The sequence below is a fragment of the Luteolibacter yonseiensis genome, assembly GCF_016595465.1.
Classification (GTDB): domain Bacteria; phylum Verrucomicrobiota; class Verrucomicrobiia; order Verrucomicrobiales; family Akkermansiaceae; genus Luteolibacter; species Luteolibacter yonseiensis.
Window position 1 is genome coordinate 245,275 of the sequence record NZ_JAENIK010000011.1, and the last position, 22,221, is coordinate 267,495.

Here is a 22,221-nt window from a genome sequence, read left to right on the forward strand (position 1 = left end):
GGGCCCTACTCGGCCGGCCCGATCCACATGGCGTCGTTCATGTAGGCGAGCGCGTAACCCCATGGCAGGCGGCAGGGTTTGTCGGGCCGGTTCGAGTTATAGAAACTGAAGGTGCCACCGCCGGGTTGTGAAACATCCGGCTGATAGCCGGTGATGAGGATGCTGTGGCCGTCGAAGACCTGGTCAGGCGGGCACATCCGGAGGACGTCGTTTTCCCAGCGGGGCTTTTCCGGCCAGCGGAGGCCGCTGCAGACGGGAATGCCTTTTGCCAGAGTCTGCCGGATGGCGGCGAGCTGGGCTTCCGTGAGGCCGGTTTTGATATCCCAGGGTTTGATCCAGTTCATCCGCAGGCGGGAGGCTTGTTCTTTCGCATGCCCGATGACCTTGGGTTCCGGTTTCCGGTCGGGCTCGAAGATGGCGCCGTAGGTCATCTCGGTTTCATTGCAGATCCCCCATGCCTCGAACCCTTTCCACAGGTCGGAGAAAAATCCTCCGTCCGCAGCCTGCCCGACGGCTTGGTTGGATGCCCAGTTGAGATATTCCACGCTGAGTCTGCCGGCAGGTTTCCCCGGCCGGGCAAGCGCGTGTTCCAGCGCCGCCGTCACGGTGAAAACCGAGCAGGTCCCGCGCCCTCCCTGCTGGCGCGGGGTGATGCCGGCGGCTTCGAGCCGCGGCCGCAGGTCCACTGCGGCGGGAATGGAGACGGCCGTTCCTGCAGGAGGCTGGCTGGGATTTCCGAGCCCCGCCATTGGCAGGGCCAGAAGGAGGATGAGGTGATGTTTCACGGACGTTGGGTTTTGGGCGGACGCGGGGACAAAATGGAATTACCTCCGGGGGATGGCGGATTTCTCAACGAATCCGGAATGAAACACTTTTCCTTCCCAAGCCGGACGTGGCACGCATGATGCAGGCAGCCCATCATGCCTTCCGAAACCCCTCCCACCCGCTTGCAACCCGCCTTGGGACGGTGGCAGGTCTTGTTCTACGGCCTCGGCTCGATGCTGGGCGCGGGAATCTACGCGCTGGTCGGGCGTGCGGCCGAATCCTTGGGGAACGCGATCTGGCTGGCATTCCTCGCGGCGATGATCGCGGCGTTGCTGACGGGGCTTTCCTATGCGTGCGTCGGCGGGCGCTATCCGAAAGCGGGAGGCGCGGCCTATGTGACGCAGCGTGCCCTGAAAAAACCGGCGATCAGCTACATGGTCGGAATCGCCGTGATGATGAGCGGGTTGACGAGCATGGCGACGGGTTCGCAGGCGATCGCGGAAAACCTGGAGAAGGTGGTGGGCATGGTGCTGCCGACGAAGCTGGTGGCGGTTTTTTTGGTTTTTCTCATCGGGTGTGTGATCTTCCGGGGCATGAGGGAAAGCATGTGGGCGAACATCGTCTGCACGGTGGTGGAGGCGGGAGGACTGCTTTTCATCATCGCGGTGGGCGTGAGGTTCTGGGGCGGCGTGAATTATCTGGAGACGCCGGGAGACGCTGCCGGAGGGATCGGATCGGGAATCACCCTGGCTCTGGTGCTCCAGGGCGCGGTGCTGATGTTCTTCTCTTTCATCGGTTTCGAGGACGTGCTGAATGTGAGCGAAGAGGTGGAAGACCCGAAGCGGGACATCCCCTTCGGACTCGTCGGCGCGATGATCCTGGCGACGCTCATCTACATGGGGGTGGCGATCACCGCGGTCTCCGTGCTGCCCTGGCGCGAGCTGGCGGCGAGCAAGACGCCGCTGATGGAGGTGGCGCACCGGGCCGCACCGTGGTTCGGCGGCATCGACCGCGTCTATCTGGGGATCACGATTTTCGCGATCGGGAACACGGCGTTGCTCAATTACCTGATGGGATCCCGGCTGCTTTACGGGATGAGCCGACAGGGACTTTTGCCAACGGCTTTGGGCAGGCTCCACGCGCGGCGGGGAACTCCGCATCTCGCGATCCTCGTGCTGTTCGGCATCGTATCGCTGCTGATTTTAAGCGGAGGGGTGAAGCCGCTGGCGGAAGCGACGGTGCTTTTGTTGCTGTCGGTTTTCACGCTGGTGAACATTTCGCTCATCGTCCTGAAGCGCCGCTCCGATGAGGCAAGGGATGGCTTCGACGTGCCAATCCTCGTGCCGGTGCTTGGAGCGCTCGTGTGCGCGTTGCTGGTGGTGGTGCGGGTGCAGGCCGCGTTTTCCGACCCCAAGCCGGGATCCGCGGTCGCGCCGCTCATTGCATTGGGAATTTTCGTCGTGAGCTGCGGGCTTTATTTCCTGATGAAGCCGGGAGTGGCCGAGGATACGGAGTGGATTGAAAAATGAAGAAAATATTATTTTATATCGAGCCGGTTGTTTTCAGGAATGATCCGCTTCTTTTGGCCCCCCACCTGGATTGGGCCGGCCAGATGTGTAAAAATCTTTCTCTGCGTGAAACGGATGAACTCGTGATCGTGAGCTCGGCAGCAATGGCGGAGGCGGCGAAATTGCGGCTGGGTGAGTCCGTTTTTGGAATCCGGGCGCTGCATGTTTGTCCGTCCAAAGCCTTGGATGCCTTCGGAGGAGAAAGATACGGCTATGCCAGGGATCTGTATTCCTTGCCCGGTGTGCCCGCCCGGAATCTTTATTTGTCCGCATTGATACGTTCCGCATTTGAAGAATTCGATCCGGATCTGGTGATTTCCACCGCGGAAAACCGATACATATCGTCCGCTGTCAAAGATATGCCAAGGAGGGTGGGGACATTTTTCATCGAAAAACTTCCCCTGCCGTACGAAGTCAGGCGCGGCCGTTTCTACCTGGATCCCGTGGGGCACCAGGTGAACGGCTTGATCGCTTCCAGATGGAGCGGAATCATCAAGGGGGAGATCAGGGATGAATATACGGTTGAGGAGCTGGATGCGGCGGGAAAACTGATTGCCGACCTGACCGAGTCCGGCAGGTCGCAAGAAAGCGCCGGCCTGCGGGAATTGTTCAGGACAAGCCTCCCGGATCCGGATCGGGAGACCATCATGGTCGCCTTGCAGCCTGATGAATGGATCTCGTGGGAGGGAGCGCTTTCCTCGCCCCTCAAGCCCATGGATATCCTGTTGCGGTGTTGTGCGAAGTTTCCCGAATTCAATATCATTCCCACGTTCCATGGCGATATGGGAGGAATAAGGGACGACCTGTTGAAACATATCAAAATGATCCACCCAAACGTTGTGGATCTCCCTGCCCATCTTCTCATGGCCTCCACAAGCAAGCTGCTTCCTGTCGTGGACCACGTATATTCCGTTTCTTCCGCCACCGGAATCACCGCTCTCCTCGGTTCTAAAAATCTGATTTGCGACGCCCGCTCCTACCTTTCCCCCGGTTCGGTGACCACCGCCGGATTTCTCGCGGGAGAACGTAAGAATCTGACTGATGCTCAAAAAGTCAATCTGGCGGCGTTCCTGGGAAGATATGGCAAGACGGCTTCAATGCTCAGATCATACAAGGATTACCGGGACCACAGGAAAGGAACACGCATCAAAAACACCGGAAATCCCCAGCCGCGGGAGAGTCTCGGAAGGCGCGGCCGGTGGCACGGCTTGTCCAAATGGTTGTTGAACTTGAGCTCCCGGGGCGGGGGGCGGACGCCTGAATGAAGCGCGGGATTCCAGCACGTCGTGCTTCGCATGACGGTTATTCCGCCGCCCGCACATCCTGGATGATGAGCTGCAGCGTCGTCCGCCCGCGGAACGTGTTCCGGTCGATCGTGAACGCGATGTCCCACGGCGGATCCGGCAACGGATATTCTCCGCCGCCGAAAAAGACCGCGTCCTGCTCGTGGTAGCCCTGGCGGAGCATGAAGCGCAGGTGGTTGTTCTTCATGTGCAGCGGCGGACGGCTCAGTCCGACATCGCGTGAGATGAAAACCGGTTGCGGGTTGCCGTTTCCGAAGGGCTGGAGCAGGTCGTAGCTGGCGAGGAATTCGAGCGACAGCTGGTCGAAGGAGATCTCCGCGTCATACATCAGCTTCGGCTGGCGTTGCTCGGCGCTGGTGTGGTTGAGCACGTATTCGGCGAAGCGGGTGCGGAAGCGGTCCATCTTCTCCTCGGAGATCGAGAGCCCGGCGGCCATCGCATGGCCGCCTCCGGCGAGGAGATCGTCCTCACATGCGCGGATCGCCTCCACCAGCGAGATCCCGTCGATGCTGCGGCCCGAGCCTTTTCCGATGCCGTCCTCGTCGATGGCGATGACGAACGTCGGTTTGTGATACTGCCGCATCAGCCGCGAGGCGACGATGCCGACGACGCCGTGGTGCCACGTGCGCGAGCCGAGCACGATCACCGGATCTTTCGCGGGGTCGAAATTCTGCAACAGCATTTCCACCGCTTCCCGCCGGATCAGGCCTTCGTGGGACTGGCGCTCCTTGTTATAGGCGTCGAGTTTCTGCGCGAGATCGTTGGCGAGGCGGCGGCAATCCGTCGTCAGGGTGGCGAGCGCGTCCTCCGGCACATCCATGCGTCCGGCGGCGTTCAGGCGCGGGCCGATGCGGAAGCCGACGTCCATCGAGGTGGCGTGGCCGTTCATGCCGGTCACTTCCTGGAGCGCGCGCAGGCCGGGATTCAGCGTGCTGGGCAGATGTTTCAGGCCGTGGCGCACCATCAGCCGGTTCTCCCCGATCATCGGCACGATGTCGGAAATGGTGGCGACGGCGACGAGGTCGATCAGTTCCTTCAGGTCCAGATCGATGAAGCGGGTTTTCATCATCGCGTGGCCGAGCTTGAAGACGACGCCCGCCGCGCAGAGGTAGGTGAAGTCGCTGCCGCACTTCGGATTCACCAGAGCACAGCAGTCGGGTCGTCCCGCCGGGTCGGGTTCGTGGTGGTCGACGATGACGACATCGATCCCATCCGCGCGCAATGCGGCCACCTCCTTGATCGAGACCGTCCCGCAATCCACCGTGATCAGCAGATCCGGCTTCGGGCCTTCCTCCATGCAGCGTTCCAGTGCGGCGGTGCTGAGGCCATAGCCTTCCGGGCCCCGACGGGGAATGAAATGGCGGGGAGTGAGTCCGTAGGCGATGAGGATTCTCCGCATGAGGGTGATCGAGGTCACGCCGTCCACGTCGTAGTCGCCGTAAATGCAGACCTTCTGGCCCTTGTCGATCGCTTCGAACACCCGGTCCACGGCGATTTTCATGTCAGGGATGAGGAACGGATCCGCCAAATCCCGCAACCGGGGGCGCAGATAACCTTCCAGATCCACGCCGGCAGGGAGTCCCCGCTGGCGGATCAGGTGCTCGAGGATCGGTGGAAAAGCGGCGGTCGAACCGTTCGCTTGTTTTTGAAACGGTTCTCCGCGTGCGATCCACTTGAACGGCTGCGCTCGCATGAAGTGACGCGCACCTTAAAAGCACTTTCTCACTTCATACAAGACTCAAACGGAATTTACTTGGTAAATATCGAATATGACTGGATTCCATCAATCCGCGATTCCTCGATCCGTGGATCAGGTATAATTATTCCACAGTGCGACAATTCGCGCACCGCGCCAATCTGACGCTGCGTCACTGTGACAAAATGGCGCGAATTTGCATCCAAATTCAGCTTTCTGGCATAATGCTATTTTACCCAACTCTTTTGCTTTCAGGTAGTAAATGTTTTGTGCGACGTGGCGGCACATTCCTTGCGAAAGCGTGGGCATCATAGCTGCCCGTCCGGGCTTAACTTAAAAGAAACCATCATTATGTCCAAAATCCTCGGAATCGACCTCGGAACCACGAACTCATGTATGGCCGTCATGGAAGGCGGCGAATCCACCGTCCTCGAAAACTCCGAGGGCGCGCGTACCACCCCGTCGGTGGTGGCTTTCGCGAAAAATGGCGAACGCCTCGTCGGCCAGGCCGCGAAGCGTCAGGCGGTTACCAATCCGCAAAACACGATTTTCTCCGCCAAGCGCTTCATCGGGCGCAAGTATTCGGAGCTGAAGGACGCGGACAAGCGCGTCCCTTACACCATCGTCGCCGCAGCGAATGGCGACGCCCACATCCAGGTGGAAGTGGCCGGTGAGAAGAAGACCTACTCCCCGCAGGAAATCGCCGCAATGGTGCTTGGCAAGCTGAAGGCCGATGCGGAAGCCAAGCTTGGGGAAAAAATCACCCAAGCCGTCATCACGGTTCCTGCCTATTTCAATGACTCCCAACGGAATGCAACGAAAGCCGCGGGCGAAATCGCCGGTCTTGAAGTGCTCCGGATCATCAATGAGCCGACCGCCGCGGCGCTCGCCTACGGTCTCGACAAGAAGTCGGACGAGAAGATCGCCGTCTATGACCTTGGCGGTGGTACGTTCGACATTTCCGTGCTGGAAATCGGCGACGGTGTTTTCGAAGTGCTTTCCACCGATGGCGACACCACCCTCGGCGGTGACGACTGGGACAACACGCTGATCCAGTGGATCGTCACCGAGTTCAAGAAGGACCAGGGCATCGACCTGTCCGGCCAGCCTGACGCGCTCCAGCGGATCAAGGAAGAGGCGGAGAAGGCGAAGATCGCCCTTTCCTCCACCCAGTCCTACGACATCAGCCTGCCGTTCATCACCGCCGACGCCACCGGACCGAAGCACATCCAGCTCACGCTCACCCGTTCCAAGCTGGAGCAGCTCACGGATTCCCTTTTCGAGCGCACCAAGAAGCCTGTCCGTGACTGCCTCAAGGAAGCCGGTCTCTCCGCCTCGCAGATCAACGAACTCGTCCTCGTCGGAGGTATGACCCGTATGCCGAAGGTCGTGGAAATCGCCCGCGAGCTCGCAGGCCAGACCCCGCACCAAGGCGTGAACCCGGATGAGGTCGTCGCCATCGGCGCGGCCATCCAGGGCGGCGTGCTCCGTGGCGATGTGAAGGACGTGCTCCTTCTCGACGTCAGCCCGCTCACCCTCTCCATCGAGACCATGGGTGGCATCGCCACCGCCATGATCGAGCGGAACACCACGATCCCCGCCAAGAAGTCCCAGATCTTCTCGACCGCCGCCGACAACCAGCCGGCCGTGGACATCCAGATCTGCCAAGGCGAGCGCAAGATGTTCGCCGACAACAAGCGCCTTGGAAACTTCAAGCTCGACGGCATCGCCCCGGCCCGCCGTGGTGAGCCTCAGATCGAGGTCACCTTCGACATCGACGCGAACGGCATCCTCCACGTCTCCGCCAAGGACAAGCAGTCCGGCAAGGAACAGAAGATCTCCATCCAAGGCAGCTCCGGCCTCTCCAAGGACGAGATCGAAAAAGCCAAGCAGGAGGCCGAAGCCCACGCCGAAGAGGACAAGAAGCGCGTTGAGAAGGTCGATGCCAAGAACAAGGCGGACAACCTCGTCTTCCAGGTCGAGAAGCAGCTCGGCGAACTCGGTGACAACGCGCCCGCCGAACTCAAGTCCCTTCTCGAAGGCAAGGTCCAGGCAGTGAAGGACGCGATCTCCAGCGACGATCTTGAAAAGATCAACAGCGCCGTCAGCGATCTGGAAGGTTCCCTCCAGGCGCTTTCCGAAGCCGCCCAACAAGCCGGTGCCGGAGCACAGCAACCCGACGTGGAACCCGCCGCCGAATCCGGCTCGGGCGAGCCGAAGCAAGCGAAGGGTAAGGTTGTCGACGCGGAAGTCGTAGACTGATTTGAAAAGTGGCGGCGGCCGGATAACCGCCGCCACATTCGCGTCCACCCATCGGCATTCCTATCCGGATCATTATCACCCCTTTCCATATCCGCTTAGGCGGTATGGCTTTCTCACAGAAACTAAAACCAAACACATAACAACTATTATGGCCAACATCAAACCACTCGGACAACGTGTCCTCGTAAAGCGCATCGAAGCAGACGCCATCAGCGCGGGCGGCATCGTGCTCCCGGACTCCGCCAAGGAAAAGCCGCAGGAAGCTGAGGTTCTCAGCCTCGGTACCGGCGGCAAGGACGACAAGGGCAACGCCATCGAGTTCACCGTGAAAGTCGGCGACAAGGTTCTCATCTCCAAATACGGCGGCACCGAAGTGAAGGTGGACGGACAAGAAGTCCTCATCCTCAACGAAGCGGATATCCTCGGAATCGTCGGCTGATCTTTTTTCATATAACTCCCAACTTTAAACCATCACTCTACAATGGCCAAACAACTCCAATTCGACGAAGCAGCACGCCAGTCCCTCCTGCGCGGTGTTGAAAAACTCGCCCGCGCCGTCAAGGCGACCCTCGGACCTGCCGGACGCAATGTCATCCTCGACAAGAAATTCGGTTCCCCAACCATCACCAAGGACGGTGTCTCGGTTGCCAAGGAAATCGAGCTCGAGTGTCCATATGAAAACATGGGCGCCCAGCTGATCCGCGAGGTTTCCTCCAAGACCTCCGACATCGCCGGTGACGGCACCACCACCGCGACCGTGCTTGCCGAAGCCATCTACAAGGAAGGCCTCCGCAACGTCACCGCCGGTGCCAACCCGATCTCGCTGCAACGCGGCATCATGAAGGCCACCGAGGCGATCGTCGCCCAGCTCAAGGAACTTTCCAAGACCGTCTCCGACGCGAAGGAAATCGCCCAGGTCGCCTCCATCTCCGCCAACTCGGACAAGGAAATCGGCAACATCATCGCCGAAGCCATGGACAAGGTCGGCAAGGACGGAACCATCACCGTTGAAGAAGCCAAGGGCATCGAAACCACCCTCGACGTCGTCGAAGGCATGCAGTTCGACAAGGGCTATCTCAGCCCATACTTCGTCACCAACCCCGAGTCCATGGAAGCGCACCTCGAGAGCGCCTACATCCTCATCAACGAGAAGAAGATCTCCTCCCTCAAGGACATGCTTCCCCTCCTTGAGAAGGTTGCCAAGACCGGCCGTCCTCTCCTCATCATCGCTGAAGATGTCGAAGGCGAAGCTCTTGCGACCCTCGTGGTGAACAAGCTCCGCGGCATCCTCAACATCGCCGCCGTCAAGGCTCCCGGCTTCGGCGACCGCCGCAAGGCCATGCTCGAAGACCTCGCCATCCTCACCGGTGGCCGCGTGATCACGGAAGACCTCGGCATCAAGCTGGAGTCCGTCGAGCTCAGCGACCTCGGCGAAGCCAAGCGCATCACCATCAGCAAGGAAAACACCGTCATCGTTGAAGGCGGCGGCACTTCCGAAGGCATCACCGGCCGCGTGAACCAGATCCGCCGCCAGATCGAGGACACCACCAGCGACTACGACCGTGAGAAGCTCCAGGAGCGCCTTGCCAAGCTCGCAGGCGGCGTCGCCGTCATCAACGTCGGTGCTGCAACCGAAACCGAGATGAAGGAGAAGAAGGCCCGCGTCGAGGACGCCCTCCACGCGACCCGTGCGGCCGTCGAAGAAGGCATCGTCGCCGGAGGCGGTACCGCCCTCATCCGCGCCCACGCCGCTGTCGGCGACCTGGGCCTGGAAGGTGACGAGAAGACCGGTGCCGGCATCATCGCCCGCGCCGTGGAAGCTCCTCTCCGCCAGCTCGTCGCCAACGCGGGCCGCGAGGCCGCGATGATCGTCGACCAGGTCAAGAAGGGCAAAGGCGGCGAAGGCTACAATGTCGCCACCGACAAGTTCGAAGACCTCATCGCTTCCGGTGTTGTCGATCCTACCAAGGTCACCCGCACCGCGCTCCAGAACGCGGCGTCCATCTCCGGACTCCTCCTCACCACCGAGGCCCTCATCACCGACCTTCCTGCGAAGGAAGCGCCAGGCGGCGGCGGTGGTCACGACCACGGCATGGGCGGAATGGGCGGCATGATGTAAATCGTGGCGGCGGTTTCCAACCGCCGTGCCTATCAATCAAAAGAGCCAGCCAGGGAAACCTGGCTGGCTTTCTTGCTTCAAGATATGCGGGCAGGAGACTGGAGTTTCGGATCTGCTGGTCCGAGGTGAAGCCGATCTGCCAGTCAGGCATCTGAATTCTGTCCAACTCTGGGTCTTGAACCGGCACATTCAACAGATCATCCGGCGGAACGAAAGGAAGAGATGTGAATCTGCAACCGAAGTTGGCGCGGAAGCAGTGCCGCCATGACGGCAACCGCTTTTGGTGGCGCATCGCTATCCAGATGAAATTTCGCCTCCGATCACATCCTCCTCCGACGCAGCAGACCGATGACACCCAGACCTGCCAGCAATGACGTTGAAACCTCAGGCACCACCGTGATGACGCCGGTGGTTTCGAAGTTGGAGAAATCCCAGCTGTAGCCACCAGCCAGCGGCGCGGCGGAGGTGTCGAACGTGTAGCCGCTGTCGGTGAAGCCGGCGAAGTCGGCGATGTCGAACTGGTCGTTCAAGCCGGGCGTGTATCCCCCGAAGTAGGACAAGGCGATGGCACCGGCGGCGTTGATGTTTCCTGATGCGATGAGTTTGTCGAATTGTCCGGCGGTGGTCCCGCCGAGCTGGACCTGCCAGCTCGATGTGCCACCGAGCGTGATGGTTCCTGCGGCGGTGAGGGTTCCGGCATCGGTGGTGCCAGGGGCAATGGAGCCGGCCACCGTGAAATCTCCGGTCACGGTGCCGGTTCCCTTGAGTGTCTGGGAGGAGCCGAGGGTCCAACCTCCGGAAGCGGCGGAAACATTCAGGAAGGCACCGGAGGCCACCTCGATGGTGGTGCTCGCGGCGATGCCTCCCGAGCCGGAAAGGGCGAGTGTGCCGGTTCTGACGACGGTGGCACCGGTGTAGGTATTGGCGGCGGTGAGGGTGAGGGTGTTGGTACCCAGTTTGGTGAATCCATAGGAGCCGCCGCTCTGGCCGATCACGCCGGAAATGGCACCTCCGGCTCCGGCGTCCTGAGTGCCGATCCCGGCATTTCCAGTGAGAGTGACCGTGCCCGCCTGAACAGCTCCGAGTTCGAGCCTCAGGGCTCCGAGCTGTTGTCCGGCGGTTTCGTAATAACCCAAGCCGCCGATGCTGACGTTGTAGTTATAGGTGCCGGCCGCGTTATACATGAGCTGACCGTTGCCTGCCATCGTCACGGTGTTCGTGGCGCTGGCGTTTCCCAAGGGGGAGGAGGCGTTCTGTAAACGCAGGCGGCTGTCGGTCACGGTGATGGCTCCCGAGTAACCACTGTTCGACGTGCCGGTGATGATGTGTTCGTTTCCTCCTCTGGACGCATCCGAATTGTTCGAACGGAATGCGAGGGCGCCGCTGCCTGAGATGGTGTTGGTGTGGGTTTGGGCGATGCTGTTCCAAATCAGGACGGAACCAGTGGTGTTGATCTGCAACGGACCGGATCCGATGGCCTTGCGGCTTGCGGTGCTGTTTCCGAATTGAAGCAAACCATCGCTGACGGTGGTGGTGCCGGTATAACCATTCGCGGCAATCGTCGTTGTGTTCAGAATCGTCAGCGTGCCGGTGCCTGTCTTGGTGAGATTCAGCACCCCGGGCGCGGCACCGCCCCCGTTGCGGATAATGCCATCGAAGGTCGAGGCCGCGTTGTTGTTGACGATCAGGGTTCCCGTGCCGCCGCCCGCACCGTAGCCGGCGGTGCCGGATTCATCATTTTGAATGATGGAAAGCGTGTTGGATGCGGTGCTGTTGATGGAGGACACGGTCTGTGTCGTGCCACGCAGTTGGAGTTTCGCGTCGCGTGCGGCATTGGAGAATGTGAGGTTGGTCCCGCTGGCGAATTGGTTCGACGCCGTGGTGGTAAGGACAACGGCGGCGGTGTTGTTTCCAAGGGTGATGTTCCCGGACAGCGAGTTTCCGGAAGCGTTGGACGCCAACAGCGATCCTTCGGACAGCAGTGTCGTACCGGTGTAGGTGTTGGTTCCCGCGAGACGCAGGATGCCGGCTCCCTTCTTGGTGAGGCCGGCGGCTCCCTGGATCACGGAGGAGATGGTGGTGTCTGTGGAGGCTGCGGTGGAAATTTCCGGTCCGGTGAGGGTCAGCGGCCCGCCCGTCAGACTGTAGCCGGTGTTGTTGAAAGTGATTTTTTCCGCCGTGACGCCACTGGCGACGGAGATCGCGCCGATGCCCGTGGCTCCGAAAATGGCGGAGTCGCCGTTCGTCCATGTGGCCGGGCCCGCCCAGTTGGCGTTCGCGTTGTCCCATGCCAGGTTCGCCACGGCATTGTTCCACGTGTTGTCCGCGGCGTGCGCGCTGGCGATGAGGAAGAGCGAGAGCGGTGCGGATACGATCCAGCTGGATTTGGGTTTCATGACGAGGTTTGGGAGAGGGGATGCGGCATTGCAATGAATCCTGCGTGCCATGATCGACCTTGGAAGCACCCGGCGGACCGGGGCAAAGAGATTCCATTCTCGAATCCTGCCAAAGTGAGAAGCTCCCTGGCCAGGGACTCATCCTCCGACCGATGCCGATGGCCGCATGGAGATGGGAATGTGATACGGCTGACCGGGATCACACGCATCGTCTCACTTTTTCCCCTCCCGGTTGACACAACCGGCCAGGCAGCGTTTGCTGTGCGCGATGTCGCCCGATTCCCAGCAGGACTTCGCCCTCGCTTTCCTGAGCATCCTTTTCGAAGGGGCGCCATTCATTCTGCTCGGCACGCTCATCAGCGGATTCATCGACATCTACCTGCCCGCCGGTGCGATGGACCGGTTCCTGCCGAGAAACAAATTCCTGGCCGTTCTAACCGCCGGGCTTCTGGGGGCGGTTTTCCCGGTGTGTGAATGCGCGGTGGTGCCGGTCATCCGGCGTCTCGTGAAAAAAGGCCTGCCGGTTTCCTGCGCGCTGACCTACATGCTCGCCGCGCCCATCGTGAATCCCATCACCGCGCTGAGCACCTGGAAGGCGTTCCAGGGCCAGGGAGCGGCGATGATGGTGAGCTCACGGCTTCTGCTCGGGTTTCTCATCGCCGTCGGAGTCGGACTCATCGTCTCCAAAATGCCACTGGCATCGGTGCTCAAGGCGAAGCTGGTGGACAGCCTGAAAAAGGACGAATCCGGACAGGGGCATCACGGACATGATCATCATGATCACGGGCACGACCATTCCTGCTGCGGCCATGACCACAGCGGAGACTCCCACCATCATCACCATGAACCCGGCGGGGACACCCGCCTTGTTTCCGCGTTCCGTTCCTCGTTGAAGGACTTCGTGGATGTCGCGGTTTATTTCTCCATCGGCGTCGCCATCACCGCGTTGTTCAACACCGGCATCGCACCCGGCGCGCAGTGGCTGGACGGACTGGCGAAAAATCCTGTCGGAGCGCCTGCCGCGCTGATGGCGCTGGCCTTCATCCTCAGCTTGTGCAGCACGTCGGACGCCTTCATCGCCGCGACACTGGATAAATTCTCATGGGGGGCGAAGCTCGCGTTCCTCACCTTCGGTCCGATGATGGATGTGAAACTGCTGTTCCTTTATCAGACGGTGTTGAAAAAGCGCTTCATCGTCCTTCTGGCGCTCGGTCTCTTCCTCGCCATCGGCGGCATCTCCATCTTCTGGCAAACCCTCATCTTCGCAGCCAAATGAAACCCCGCACGCGGCGCATCCTCTTCTCGCTCGCCGTGCTCGCCTGGAGCGCGACGCTGCTCTATTTCTACAGCAGCGGGCGGATCAACAAGTACCTCGCACCGGACTTCCGGCTCATCTGTTTCGGCGGCGGGCTCGGCCTCGCGGTGCTGGGGCTTTTCAATCTTCTCACCGCCGGGCAAACGGCGGACTGCGGCCACGACCACGGGGACGAGGAGGATCCGCATGATCACGAAGGCGGCGACATGCATCCGCTGACCGCCGTCGCGCTCATGCTCATCCCGCTGGGGCTCTCCGTTGCCTGGACCAAGGACGAATACTCCGCCGCCGCACTCGCCCGGAAGGGGCTCTATGACGCGCCGTCCGCCGTGACATCGCCATTCCTCTCCTCATCCATGCCCGCCCTCACCCGGGAGGACTTGGAAAAGAGCCATCGCAAGACCGCCGAGGGATTCCTCCAATTCTCCCTGATGGAGCTTTTCTTCTCCAGCGGCGACCGCGAGCTGCAAACCCTCATCGACGGGCTCAAGGTGGAAACCGAAGGCCGCTGGATCGAGGAAAAGAACAACAACCCGGACGGTACCCGCAAGCGGCTCTACCGGCTCTTCATCACGTGCTGCGCCGCGGACAGCCGTGCGATCCCCATCGTCCTGGAATTTGGAAAAGCCCCGCCGCAGTTCGGGGAAAACGACTGGGTGAAGGTCGCCGGAACCATGCGTTTCCCGATGGAGGACGGTGTCATCCAGCCGGTGTTACATGTGGAGAACGTCATCGCTGCCGAGCCCCCTTACGAAGAGAGCTTCATGAGAAACAAATGAAAAACCCCCAATCACCACCCGTCGGACATGTGCTCGTCCCCGCGTGCGCCATCGGTTCGCTTTCGATCCTGCTGGTCGTGGGATTGGGCCTGCTGGGAATCCTCGGCAGACTGGATTCCATCATCAGCCGTATCGTCGTGCAGGACAGGTTTCCTTCATTTCCCAAGTCCCTGCCCGAGTGGTGGGTCTGGTTGGTGACGGTGCTGCTGGCCTTTGCGATTTCCTTTTCCATCCTGAGCGTGCCCGCCACCTGGCGGCGCCTGGTGATATGGATCACGGCGCTGGTCCTCATCGCGGGATGGGCTCCGGCGCTGGTTCTCGCGGCGCATGCCCCCGCCGTCGCCGCGCCATTCATCGCGGTGATTTGGTCGGGCGTGTGCGCGGTCGTTTACGCGGGCAGGCACCGCATGCCGGTGGACGGGATTTTGCCATGAAACGCGCGGATTTTCCAGAGCCGGTCAAGGCGCTCGTCGGCGAACTCAAGCGGTTGCCGGGCATCGGCCCGCGCAGTGCCGAACGCATCGCGGTATGGCTTCTGCAAAGTCCGAAGTCCAACAGCGCGGCCCTCGCCGAGGCCCTCACCGTCGCGAAGGAAAGCGTCCTCCCTTGCCCCTCATGTGGATTCTTCGCAACCGAAGCGGGTTGCGATGTCTGTGATGATCCGGCGCGTGACGACCTCATCCTCTGCGTCGTCGAGCAGGCGACCGACGTGCTTCCGCTCGAACGCTCCGGGGCCTTCCGGGGCCGCTACCACTGCCTCGGAGGGAAGCTTTCCCCGTTGGACAGGGTTTCCCCGGAAGACCTGCGGATCCCTCAGCTTGTCCGGCGCATCGAGGCCGCGACCGAGGAAATCGAAGTCATCCTCGCGCTCGGGGCGGACGTGGAAGGGGAGGCGACGGCGAACTACCTCGCGGAACTGCTGCGTGGCAGGAACTGCCGCCTCACCCGCATCGCACAGGGCCTGCCCGCAGGCGGGGGGCTGGAGCATGCGGACGAGCTCACGCTGATGCGGGCCATGCAGGGCAGGCGGAGCGTGTGAGGAACAATCACCGAAGTGTGACGGGTTGTTAGGAATCCATTGCGCTGCGGCAGATATTCAGATAGTTGAGTGATCCAAGCCCGCCGACTGTCGTGAAAAAATCCGCCTATTATCTCATCTCCGGCCTGTGTGTCATCGGCATGCTTTCAGGCTATGCCGCCCGTCGGCTGGCCACTCCGGGACCGCGGGTTTCCTCCGCGCCGGCTGTCCCGGTGGTTGCGGAACGCGGCAGCGGCGGGATTTCCGGAAAGGCGGCCGACGCTCCGGATGCGAAGACTCTCCAAACCGCCGCAATCCCCCACGTCCGCTCTGCGGATACCCTTGAAACGCTCTCCACCATCAAGGACGGCACGCTCTATTCGCGGCTCGCCGCTTGGATGATCGATGCCGACGAGCAGGACATCGCCGCCTATTGGGGCATCTATCAAAAGGGAGAGCGCAGCAATGACATCACCGATCTCGTTTTCATCAACTGGACACGCCTGAATCCACGGGGAGCCATCGCCGCCGTGGCGGGTGGGAAGGACGAGCACTACGCGTGGTGGGCTTGGGCGGCGCACGATCCCAAGGGAGCGCTGGCCGCCGCCATCGCGACGAGTCCGGACCGCGTGAACAACGTGGCATGGGGCATCGGCGAGTTCGATCCGCAGTGGATGCGCGACCATTTCGACCGGATCCCGGAATCCGCCCGTGGAAACGCGATGCAGGGATTCGCCAAATGGGATGACGGGGCGAACCCTCTGGAGTCGCTCAAGTTCATGAAGGAGCATGACATGGGCTTCGACCAAGGCACCTTCAAGGCGCTGGTGAATCAGGACCCGTGGGCGGCCTGGGACTGGATGAAGGAAAATCCGTCGCCGTCGACCGATCCCTTCTCCAGCGGCTATGTTGATGGGCCGATGGCTATCCTGCTTTCGACAATGGGGCGCGAATACCCGGACGACCTCGCCCGTCTCGCGGCACAAACCCCGTCCGGTGCGCTCAAGCGGAAAATGGACGCCACTCTTTTCGACAATCTCGTCGTCACTGATCCCGCCGCAGCCCTTGAACAGGCCAAGACCGAGGACGTGCCGCTCATGGCGGCGGAGCGTTACGCCAGAATCGGGATGTCGCTGGTGAACAGCGATCCGGACCGGGCTCTCGAAATGGCTCAAGCGATTTTTACGGCGAGCCCGAAGAAGATCGATGCGGAAACCCGGATTGAATACCCGAACGGCATGACCTGGTGGGGCGGTTCGAATGGTCCCGCAACCGAGTTCTTAACCTCGCTTCTCGCCAAAGAACCCGCCAAAGTGCTGGATCTGCTCACGGCGTCCAGCAACGGCTACTCGGAGACATTCAGCGACCTCTCCCAAAAGTGGGTCAATCAGGACCTCGTCGGCTACACGAACTGGGTGAACGCCCAGACGGATTCGAAAATCCGCGCTTCCGCCACCAGCATCGTGATTAACAAACTGCTCAACGACAAGCAATACTCCGATGCCGCGGAATGGGGAAGGATCTCGGAAGGAAGTCTCAACCTGGTTTTAACGCATTGGAGGGAATCAAACGCCGTTGCCGCTGCCGAGTGGCTTGAGGCGGCGGATATACCTGATCAGGAAAAAAAATCCCGTATGCGGGCGGTGATCGAAAACGCCAGTTCCCATTGAACCATGAGGACTTCATCCATTTCACTTCCCTCACTCGTGGGCGGTTTCTGCGGATTCATCGCTGCCGCAGCCATCGGTTGGAGCATGGCTGGCGATTCGTCCGCGCCTGCGGTTCCCGGCAACGAGGTGCCCGTCACGTCGGGGAAAAACGAACGTGTTTCGCGTCCGTCCCGCCAGTCCGCAGGTGCGGCGCTCGCCGAAAAACGGCTCGCCCCGGTGCGGGCCGCCGGGAATCCGGAAGCCCGCATGCGGGCCACCATCGATCTCGCGAACTCGCTGCCCGTCTCCGACTTCGCCGCATGGATCGACGGTGGTTTTTTCAATCTCCGTGGTGGCGCGGAACTCACGCTTTTCAGCAAGATCCAGATGGAGCGCTGGATGAAGGAGGATCCCGAGGGGCTCGTCGGGTGGTCGATGAAAAACAATTCCTACCAAAGCCGGGAAATCCTCGCGAAATGGGCGGACAAGGAGCCCCAGCGGGTCATCGATTTCTTCAAGACGCACCCGGATAACGCACAAGAGATCGGCGCGCTCCACGCGATCGCGAAGGACCATCCGGACCTCGCACTCCGCCGGTTCCAGGAACTCGCCGCCGCGGGAATTTCCAGCAACCGCACGAGCGAGATTTTTTCGCTCATGCTGGTCCTCGCCGAAAAATCCCCCGCCGCGCTGGAAGCCACCCTCGCCTCGCTGCCGTCGGCCTTATACTTCGAAGCCTCGTGCGCATTGAGCGGGCAGAGACTGAAAGCGTCGTTCGCGACGGAAATCCGTGCCCTATGGGAAGAGCCGGACGGCTGGAAAATTTTCGCCCAAAACACCCGGTATGACCGGAAATCGGCCGCCGCGATTTTCGATGAACTGGCGAATATTCCCCCGGCATGGCGCAGCGCTCTCGCCTCCGATTCCTGGAATTTCATGGACGAATCCACCGCCGGCAAGTGGCTGGATGCGGATTTGACGGGCCTCGGATTCACTCCGGAACAGGAGAAATCACTCAAAAAAAGCGCGCTCGGCCGGATGGATCGCAACAAGCCGGAAGAAGCCCTCAAGCGCATGACCGCGATGGGTTTGAACGAGGATGAACGGAAAAACGTTATCTCGAACATCATTTATTCCTCAAATCACGACCCGGAAAAAGTCGAAACGATCATCGGCCTGCTCGGCACGGAAGAAGATCAGAAATACGCCCGTTCCCTCCTGCAATCCCGCAGCGATCAGGAGAATGGCAATACTCCGAAAACCCCTGACGAATGGCTGGCAAAGGTCGGCGATCTGGATGTGAAAAACAACAGCGGCCATTCACTCATCGAGCAGATGCAAAATTGGGATTCCGGGAAAATGGCGGAACTCAAATCCCAGTTCTCGAAAATGCCTGACGAAAAAAAGCAGGTCGTCGCTCAAATCGTCGCCAAGCAGATGTCCTATGGATTGACCGATTCCGGCCTCACTGGAGATGCCATCCGTTATCTCGTTTCCCACCCGGTTGAGGTTTCGGAAGAAAGCCCGAACACTGTAGATGTGGGTAAAAGCCCTTCCGCCATGACCTCCGGTTATGCCGTGCGCCTCGCCACCCGTTCCCCGGACGAAGCGGCCGAATGGGTCCGCAGCCTGCCCGCGGGCGATGCGAAATCCTGGGCTGAGAAAAACCTCGCCACCAGTTGGGCGCAGTATGACCCGAAAGCCGTCGAGCAGTGGCTCAAAACCCTCCCCGCCGCAAGCCGAGAGGAAGTGAGGAAACACATGAACAAGAACTGATGAGATGCTCCATCGGACCGCTGGTTTCCCAGGCCGCTGCGAAAAGAAAGCCGGGCAACGTGACGAAGCTCAACCGGCTTTGTCCATTGATTGTCCAGGCACGTTTGGAAACGCAGGAGGCGCTCCGGCGGACTGCGGATTTCCCAACGAGGTCACGCCGGCCTGGAGGCTCGCGGTAATATTCAACCTGACCCATCACCCATCCGGCACCCACACAAAGACCTATCCGTGAAAACACCCATCATCCTCGCCAGCCTCTCCGCCGTGGGTTTGCTCAGCGGCTACGGCGTGCGGCGGCTGGCTTCAGAAAATTCCCCGGCCACCGGTCGCCAAACTTCGTTGTCCGCTGAAGCCGCGCCCGTCAATGCCTCCACTGCGGATGTCCCCGGTCGTCCGGAGAAAACCATCTCTGCCGGGAAACCGACACTTCCCGAGATCTCCGTCACCCGTTCCACCGACACGGTCGCATCCATTCTCGCATTGGATCCGGCGAAGAACTACGCCCGCATCGCCCTTTGGACGGGAAGCGCCAGCGAAGGGGATCTCGCCGAATACTGGGCAGGCTACAAGGGAGGGAAACGCAGCGTGGATGTCACGGATCTCATTTTCCTCAATTGGACGCGGAGGAATCCCCAGGCCGCCGTCGCCGCCGTCGCGGGCACTGGGGATGACCGTTACGCCTGGTGGTCCTGGGCGGCGAATGACCCTCAGGCGGCGCTCACCGCTTCACTCTCCGCCGGGAAAGGCCAGCAGGAGCAGGTCGCCTGTGGCATCGGAGATTTCAATCCCGATTGGCTGCGGACCCATCTCGGCCAGATTCCGGAAGAATTCCGCGACGATGCGTTCAATCGCATGAGGAATTGGCCGGACGGCCAGAATCCTCTGGAGAGCCTGAAATTCATGAAGGAAAACGGCATGGGCTTCGACCATGAAACCTTCAAGAGTCTCGTCCGCAAGGACCCTTGGACCGCTCTGGACTATCTCAAGGAGAACCCGGCGGCAGGCCGGCAGATGTATTCGTCGGACAATGAAGCCATGACCGCCCTTGTGTCCATCCTCAGTCAGGAGCGGCCGGAAGATCTCGAGCGTCTTGCCGTGCAAACCCCGCCCGGTGAGGCGAAGCGGAAGATGGAGCAGGCGTTGTTCGACCGCTTGCTGGAAACTGACCCCGCCGCCGCCCTCGACCAGGCGAGGGAAACCGAGGCCCCGCTCATCGCCGCCCAACGGATGGCCAAGGTCGCGCTCGGCGTCGCCGCCACGAATCCGGAAAAAGCATTCCAGATCGCGGGAGAAATCCTGAAGGCGAATCCGGTCCAGCTCGACATCCAGCGGAGAATCGAAACCGCCAACGGCTCAAGCTGGTCGGTCGAGGCGGGAGCCGCCACGGAACTGCTGAATGTGCTCTTCAGCAAGGATCGCGAAAAGGTTCTGAAGCTAATGGATGAGAGCTGCGGTGATCAAAAACGGCCCGAGGTCCTCTACGAATATTCCGGCAAGTGGGCGGAGAGCGATCTTGCCGGATTCACGGAATGGACGAACCAGCAAACGGGCAGGCTCCGGGGAATCGCCGCCCAGCAGATCGGGAACAAACTCGCCGGACAGGGAAGCTATGAGGAAGCCATCGAGTGGGCGGCCACCGGCACATTGCCCCCTGAGCAGGCCTATACCAACATTCTCTACCAATGGAGCAAAACGGATTCCGCGGCGGCGGCCGCGTGGTTGGACGGCTCAAGTCTCACTGACAAACAAAAGAACGATTATCGTTCGTTCCTCAAAAACTTCCCGCGATGAAAACCCGACAAACCGTTCATCTCAAACCCGTCGGCCTCCTCGTTTTCCTCGCCACCGCCGCCATCGGCTGGAACCTGGCCTCTTCCCCTGCTGTGCGAATCTCCCGTAAGGAGGAGGAAACGAAAAGTCCGAAACACGCCCGGCGTACGGACCGCGCCGGAGTGGCGGATGCCGCGCGGACACGGATCAGCTCGCTGAGGGCCATCGCCGATCCCGAAGCCCGTTTCCTCGCCACTGTCGCCCTGGCGAATTCCCTTTCCCCGGACGACTTCGCCGCCTGGATGGATGGCAAGTGGTTCACGCTGCGCGGAGGTCCCGAGCATCTGGTGTTCGACAGGATTCTCATGGAGCGTTGGAGAAACGAGGACCCCGAGGGACTGCTCGTCTGGTCCGCGAAAAACAACAACGGTGCGGCGGATGGCATCGTGGCTGATTGGGCCGCCAACGACCCCCAACGGCTTCTCGAATTTTACAAAAGCCACCCCGATCAGGGACGGGAAATGTCCGCCCTCTCGAAGATCGCGAAAAGCTCTCCGCAGATCGCCCTCGCCCGATTCCAGGAAATGCTCGCCGCCGGTCTCTCCGGACGCTATTCGGGAGCTGCGGACGGCGTCCTGTCCGCGATTCTGGAAAAATCCCCCGCCACGTTGCTCGATGTGCTGGTGACACTCCCGCCGGAGATGAAGCTCGCCGTCGAAGGCATGATGAGCAGGAAGCGGCTGGACGCCTCGTTTTCAGAAGAAATCCGCAACCTTTGGGAGCGTCCCGACGGATGGGAGGTTTTTTCCAGATCCGGCATTGATGAAAAGACCTCGGAAAAACTGTTGGGTGAACTGGCGAATCTTCCGCCTGAATGGCGAGGCGCCCTCGCCACGAACGCGTGGAATGTGATGATCGGAGGCAATACGGAGAAATGGTACAACGCGGATCTGGAAGGTGCCGGATTCTCTCCGGATGCCGCCAGGAGTATCCGGCAGCGCGCGGTGTCATCCATGGCTTATCAAAATCCTGAAGCCGCCCTCGCCCGCATGGCGGAGATTGAGATGGATCCCAGGGAGCGGAAAAGGCTTCAAGACCAGGCCGTCGCCCGCCTCCGTGACCCTGAGAAAGTACGCAAACTCATTCCTTTGATGACGAACGGGGAGGACCGCGAGGTGCTGGAGAAAAAACTGGAAACCCTCTCCGCGTCCCCGCAGGGAATGCCCGAAACCCCTCAGGATTTTCTGGATCAGCTCGGCAAACTGGATGGCAGCAGAAACAGCGCTCTCCCTTATTTTGCGGAACTGCAAAACTGGGATCCACAAAAGGTTTCCGAAGTCTCCACGCGCTTCAGGGAGCTGCCGGCTGAAAAAAAGCAGCAGATCGCCCAAGCCATCATCGGCGGCAACGCAAGCAGCTCCGACACCGGCGAACTCAAGGGTGACGCGCTGCGCTACCTTCTGGAGAATCCCCCGCCGAAGAAAGCGGATGCCGATCCATTCAGTTCGGTCGCCGCAGTCGGTGCGACCTACGTGGTGAACCTTTCCAATCAGGATCCGGAGACCGCCATCGCCTGGGTGAAAAAAATCCCTGCGGGAGAGGACAAGTCATGGATGCAGAAAAACCTCTACTCGAACTGGAAACAATATGATCCCAAGGCCGCCGAGCAGTGGAAGAAATCCCTTCCCGCCGCAGAGTTGGAGGCGTTGGAAAAATTGAACAAACCGCACTGAGTGGTTTTTTATGAGCTTGGCGGGGGCGCGAACCTACCGCTTGCAACCGCCACAGTGCATCACCGGCCAAC

General features: G+C 60.6%; 16 protein-coding genes. 12 read left to right on the forward strand and 4 right to left on the reverse strand.

All coding sequences use genetic code 11. The features are described 5' to 3' along the window. Positions 1-5 precede the first annotated feature (5 nt). Entirely contained in the window at positions 6-785 is a 780-nt protein-coding gene (locus JIN84_RS10745; RefSeq protein ID WP_200351047.1) for a C1 family peptidase, read from the reverse strand. A 135-nt stretch (positions 786-920) separates the two neighbouring features. Between JIN84_RS10745 and JIN84_RS10750 the strand changes: the two genes are divergently transcribed. Further along, positions 921-2,294 carry an APC family permease gene (locus JIN84_RS10750; protein ID WP_200351048.1) on the forward strand — a complete coding sequence of 458 codons (1,374 nt, stop codon included), beginning with the start codon at positions 921-923 and terminating at the stop codon, positions 2,292-2,294. An 8-nt stretch (positions 2,295-2,302) separates the two neighbouring features. Here JIN84_RS10750 and JIN84_RS10755 read toward each other — a convergent pair whose 3' ends face one another. Both JIN84_RS10755 and recJ read right to left on the reverse strand, forming a co-directional pair. Next, entirely contained in the window at positions 2,303-3,382 is a 1,080-nt protein-coding gene (locus JIN84_RS10755; protein WP_200351049.1) for a hypothetical protein, read from the reverse strand. Between the two features lie 253 nt (positions 3,383-3,635). Then, positions 3,636-5,330: a single-stranded-DNA-specific exonuclease RecJ gene (gene recJ / locus JIN84_RS10760; protein ID WP_200351050.1), complete on the reverse strand. Its 1,695-nt coding sequence runs from the start codon at positions 5,328-5,330 to the stop codon at positions 3,636-3,638. Between the two features lie 354 nt (positions 5,331-5,684). Between recJ and dnaK the strand changes: the two genes are divergently transcribed. The 3 genes from dnaK to groL all read left to right on the forward strand — a co-directional run bounded on the left by dnaK (position 5,685) and on the right by groL (position 9,714). Then, positions 5,685-7,595 carry a molecular chaperone DnaK gene (gene dnaK / locus JIN84_RS10765; protein ID WP_200351051.1) on the forward strand — a complete coding sequence of 637 codons (1,911 nt, stop codon included), beginning with the start codon at positions 5,685-5,687 and terminating at the stop codon, positions 7,593-7,595. 148 nt (positions 7,596-7,743) lie between these two features. Then, complete coding sequence (locus JIN84_RS10770; protein ID WP_200351052.1) at positions 7,744-8,034, forward strand: co-chaperone GroES; 291 nt, start codon at positions 7,744-7,746, stop codon at positions 8,032-8,034. 42 nt (positions 8,035-8,076) lie between these two features. After that, positions 8,077-9,714 carry a chaperonin GroEL gene (gene groL, locus JIN84_RS10775; RefSeq protein WP_200351053.1) on the forward strand — a complete coding sequence of 546 codons (1,638 nt, stop codon included), beginning with the start codon at positions 8,077-8,079 and terminating at the stop codon, positions 9,712-9,714. A gap of 320 nt (positions 9,715-10,034) precedes the next feature. Here groL and JIN84_RS10780 read toward each other — a convergent pair whose 3' ends face one another. Beyond that, positions 10,035-12,110 (reverse strand): beta strand repeat-containing protein, encoded by a 2,076-nt coding sequence (locus JIN84_RS10780; protein ID WP_200351054.1) that lies wholly within the window; start codon positions 12,108-12,110, stop codon positions 10,035-10,037. 268 nt (positions 12,111-12,378) lie between these two features. On the opposite strand from JIN84_RS10780, the gene JIN84_RS10785 reads away from it, so the two are divergent. The 8 genes from JIN84_RS10785 (at position 12,379) to JIN84_RS10820 (ending at position 22,150) form a co-directional block, all read left to right on the forward strand. Next, a complete protein-coding gene (locus JIN84_RS10785) occupies positions 12,379-13,386 on the forward strand; it encodes a permease (protein WP_200351055.1) in 1,008 nt (335 codons plus the stop codon). Continuing rightward, on the forward strand, positions 13,383-14,204 hold the full coding sequence (locus tag JIN84_RS10790; protein WP_200351056.1) for a TIGR03943 family putative permease subunit: 822 nt from the start codon (positions 13,383-13,385) through the stop codon (positions 14,202-14,204). The genes JIN84_RS10785 and JIN84_RS10790 overlap by 4 nt, the downstream gene beginning before the upstream one ends. Beyond that, positions 14,201-14,638 (forward strand): hypothetical protein, encoded by a 438-nt coding sequence (locus tag JIN84_RS10795; RefSeq protein ID WP_200351057.1) that lies wholly within the window; start codon positions 14,201-14,203, stop codon positions 14,636-14,638. The genes JIN84_RS10790 and JIN84_RS10795 overlap by 4 nt, the downstream gene beginning before the upstream one ends. Next, on the forward strand, positions 14,635-15,243 hold the full coding sequence (gene recR / locus JIN84_RS10800; protein ID WP_200351058.1) for a recombination mediator RecR: 609 nt from the start codon (positions 14,635-14,637) through the stop codon (positions 15,241-15,243). Before JIN84_RS10795 ends, recR begins: the two co-directional genes overlap by 4 nt. 65 nt (positions 15,244-15,308) lie before the next feature. Further along, positions 15,309-16,892 (forward strand): hypothetical protein, encoded by a 1,584-nt coding sequence (locus JIN84_RS10805; RefSeq protein ID WP_200351059.1) that lies wholly within the window; start codon positions 15,309-15,311, stop codon positions 16,890-16,892. A 3-nt stretch (positions 16,893-16,895) separates the two neighbouring features. After that, positions 16,896-18,647, forward strand: coding sequence for a hypothetical protein (locus JIN84_RS10810; RefSeq protein WP_200351060.1), 1,752 nt, complete (start codon positions 16,896-16,898; stop codon positions 18,645-18,647). Between the two features lie 228 nt (positions 18,648-18,875). Then, entirely contained in the window at positions 18,876-20,438 is a 1,563-nt protein-coding gene (locus JIN84_RS10815; protein WP_200351061.1) for a hypothetical protein, read from the forward strand. Next, a complete protein-coding gene (locus tag JIN84_RS10820) occupies positions 20,435-22,150 on the forward strand; it encodes a hypothetical protein (protein ID WP_200351062.1) in 1,716 nt (571 codons plus the stop codon). The genes JIN84_RS10815 and JIN84_RS10820 overlap by 4 nt, the downstream gene beginning before the upstream one ends. Positions 22,151-22,221: the final 71 nt, after the last annotated feature.

Coding starts and splice junctions, on each gene's coding strand:
- JIN84_RS10750 (WP_200351048.1), top strand. CDS start 921: ATGCCTTCCGAAACCCCTCCCACCCGCTTGCAACCCGCCTTGGGACGG.
- recJ (WP_200351050.1), bottom strand. CDS start 5,330: ATGCGAGCGCAGCCGTTCAAGTGGATCGCACGCGGAGAACCGTTTCAA.
- dnaK (WP_200351051.1), top strand. CDS start 5,685: ATGTCCAAAATCCTCGGAATCGACCTCGGAACCACGAACTCATGTATG.
- JIN84_RS10770 (WP_200351052.1), top strand. CDS start 7,744: ATGGCCAACATCAAACCACTCGGACAACGTGTCCTCGTAAAGCGCATC.
- groL (WP_200351053.1), top strand. CDS start 8,077: ATGGCCAAACAACTCCAATTCGACGAAGCAGCACGCCAGTCCCTCCTG.
- JIN84_RS10780 (WP_200351054.1), bottom strand. CDS start 12,110: ATGAAACCCAAATCCAGCTGGATCGTATCCGCACCGCTCTCGCTCTTC.
- JIN84_RS10785 (WP_200351055.1), top strand. CDS start 12,379: ATGTCGCCCGATTCCCAGCAGGACTTCGCCCTCGCTTTCCTGAGCATC.
- JIN84_RS10790 (WP_200351056.1), top strand. CDS start 13,383: ATGAAACCCCGCACGCGGCGCATCCTCTTCTCGCTCGCCGTGCTCGCC.
- JIN84_RS10795 (WP_200351057.1), top strand. CDS start 14,201: ATGAAAAACCCCCAATCACCACCCGTCGGACATGTGCTCGTCCCCGCG.
- recR (WP_200351058.1), top strand. CDS start 14,635: ATGAAACGCGCGGATTTTCCAGAGCCGGTCAAGGCGCTCGTCGGCGAA.
- JIN84_RS10810 (WP_200351060.1), top strand. CDS start 16,896: ATGAGGACTTCATCCATTTCACTTCCCTCACTCGTGGGCGGTTTCTGC.
- JIN84_RS10820 (WP_200351062.1), top strand. CDS start 20,435: ATGAAAACCCGACAAACCGTTCATCTCAAACCCGTCGGCCTCCTCGTT.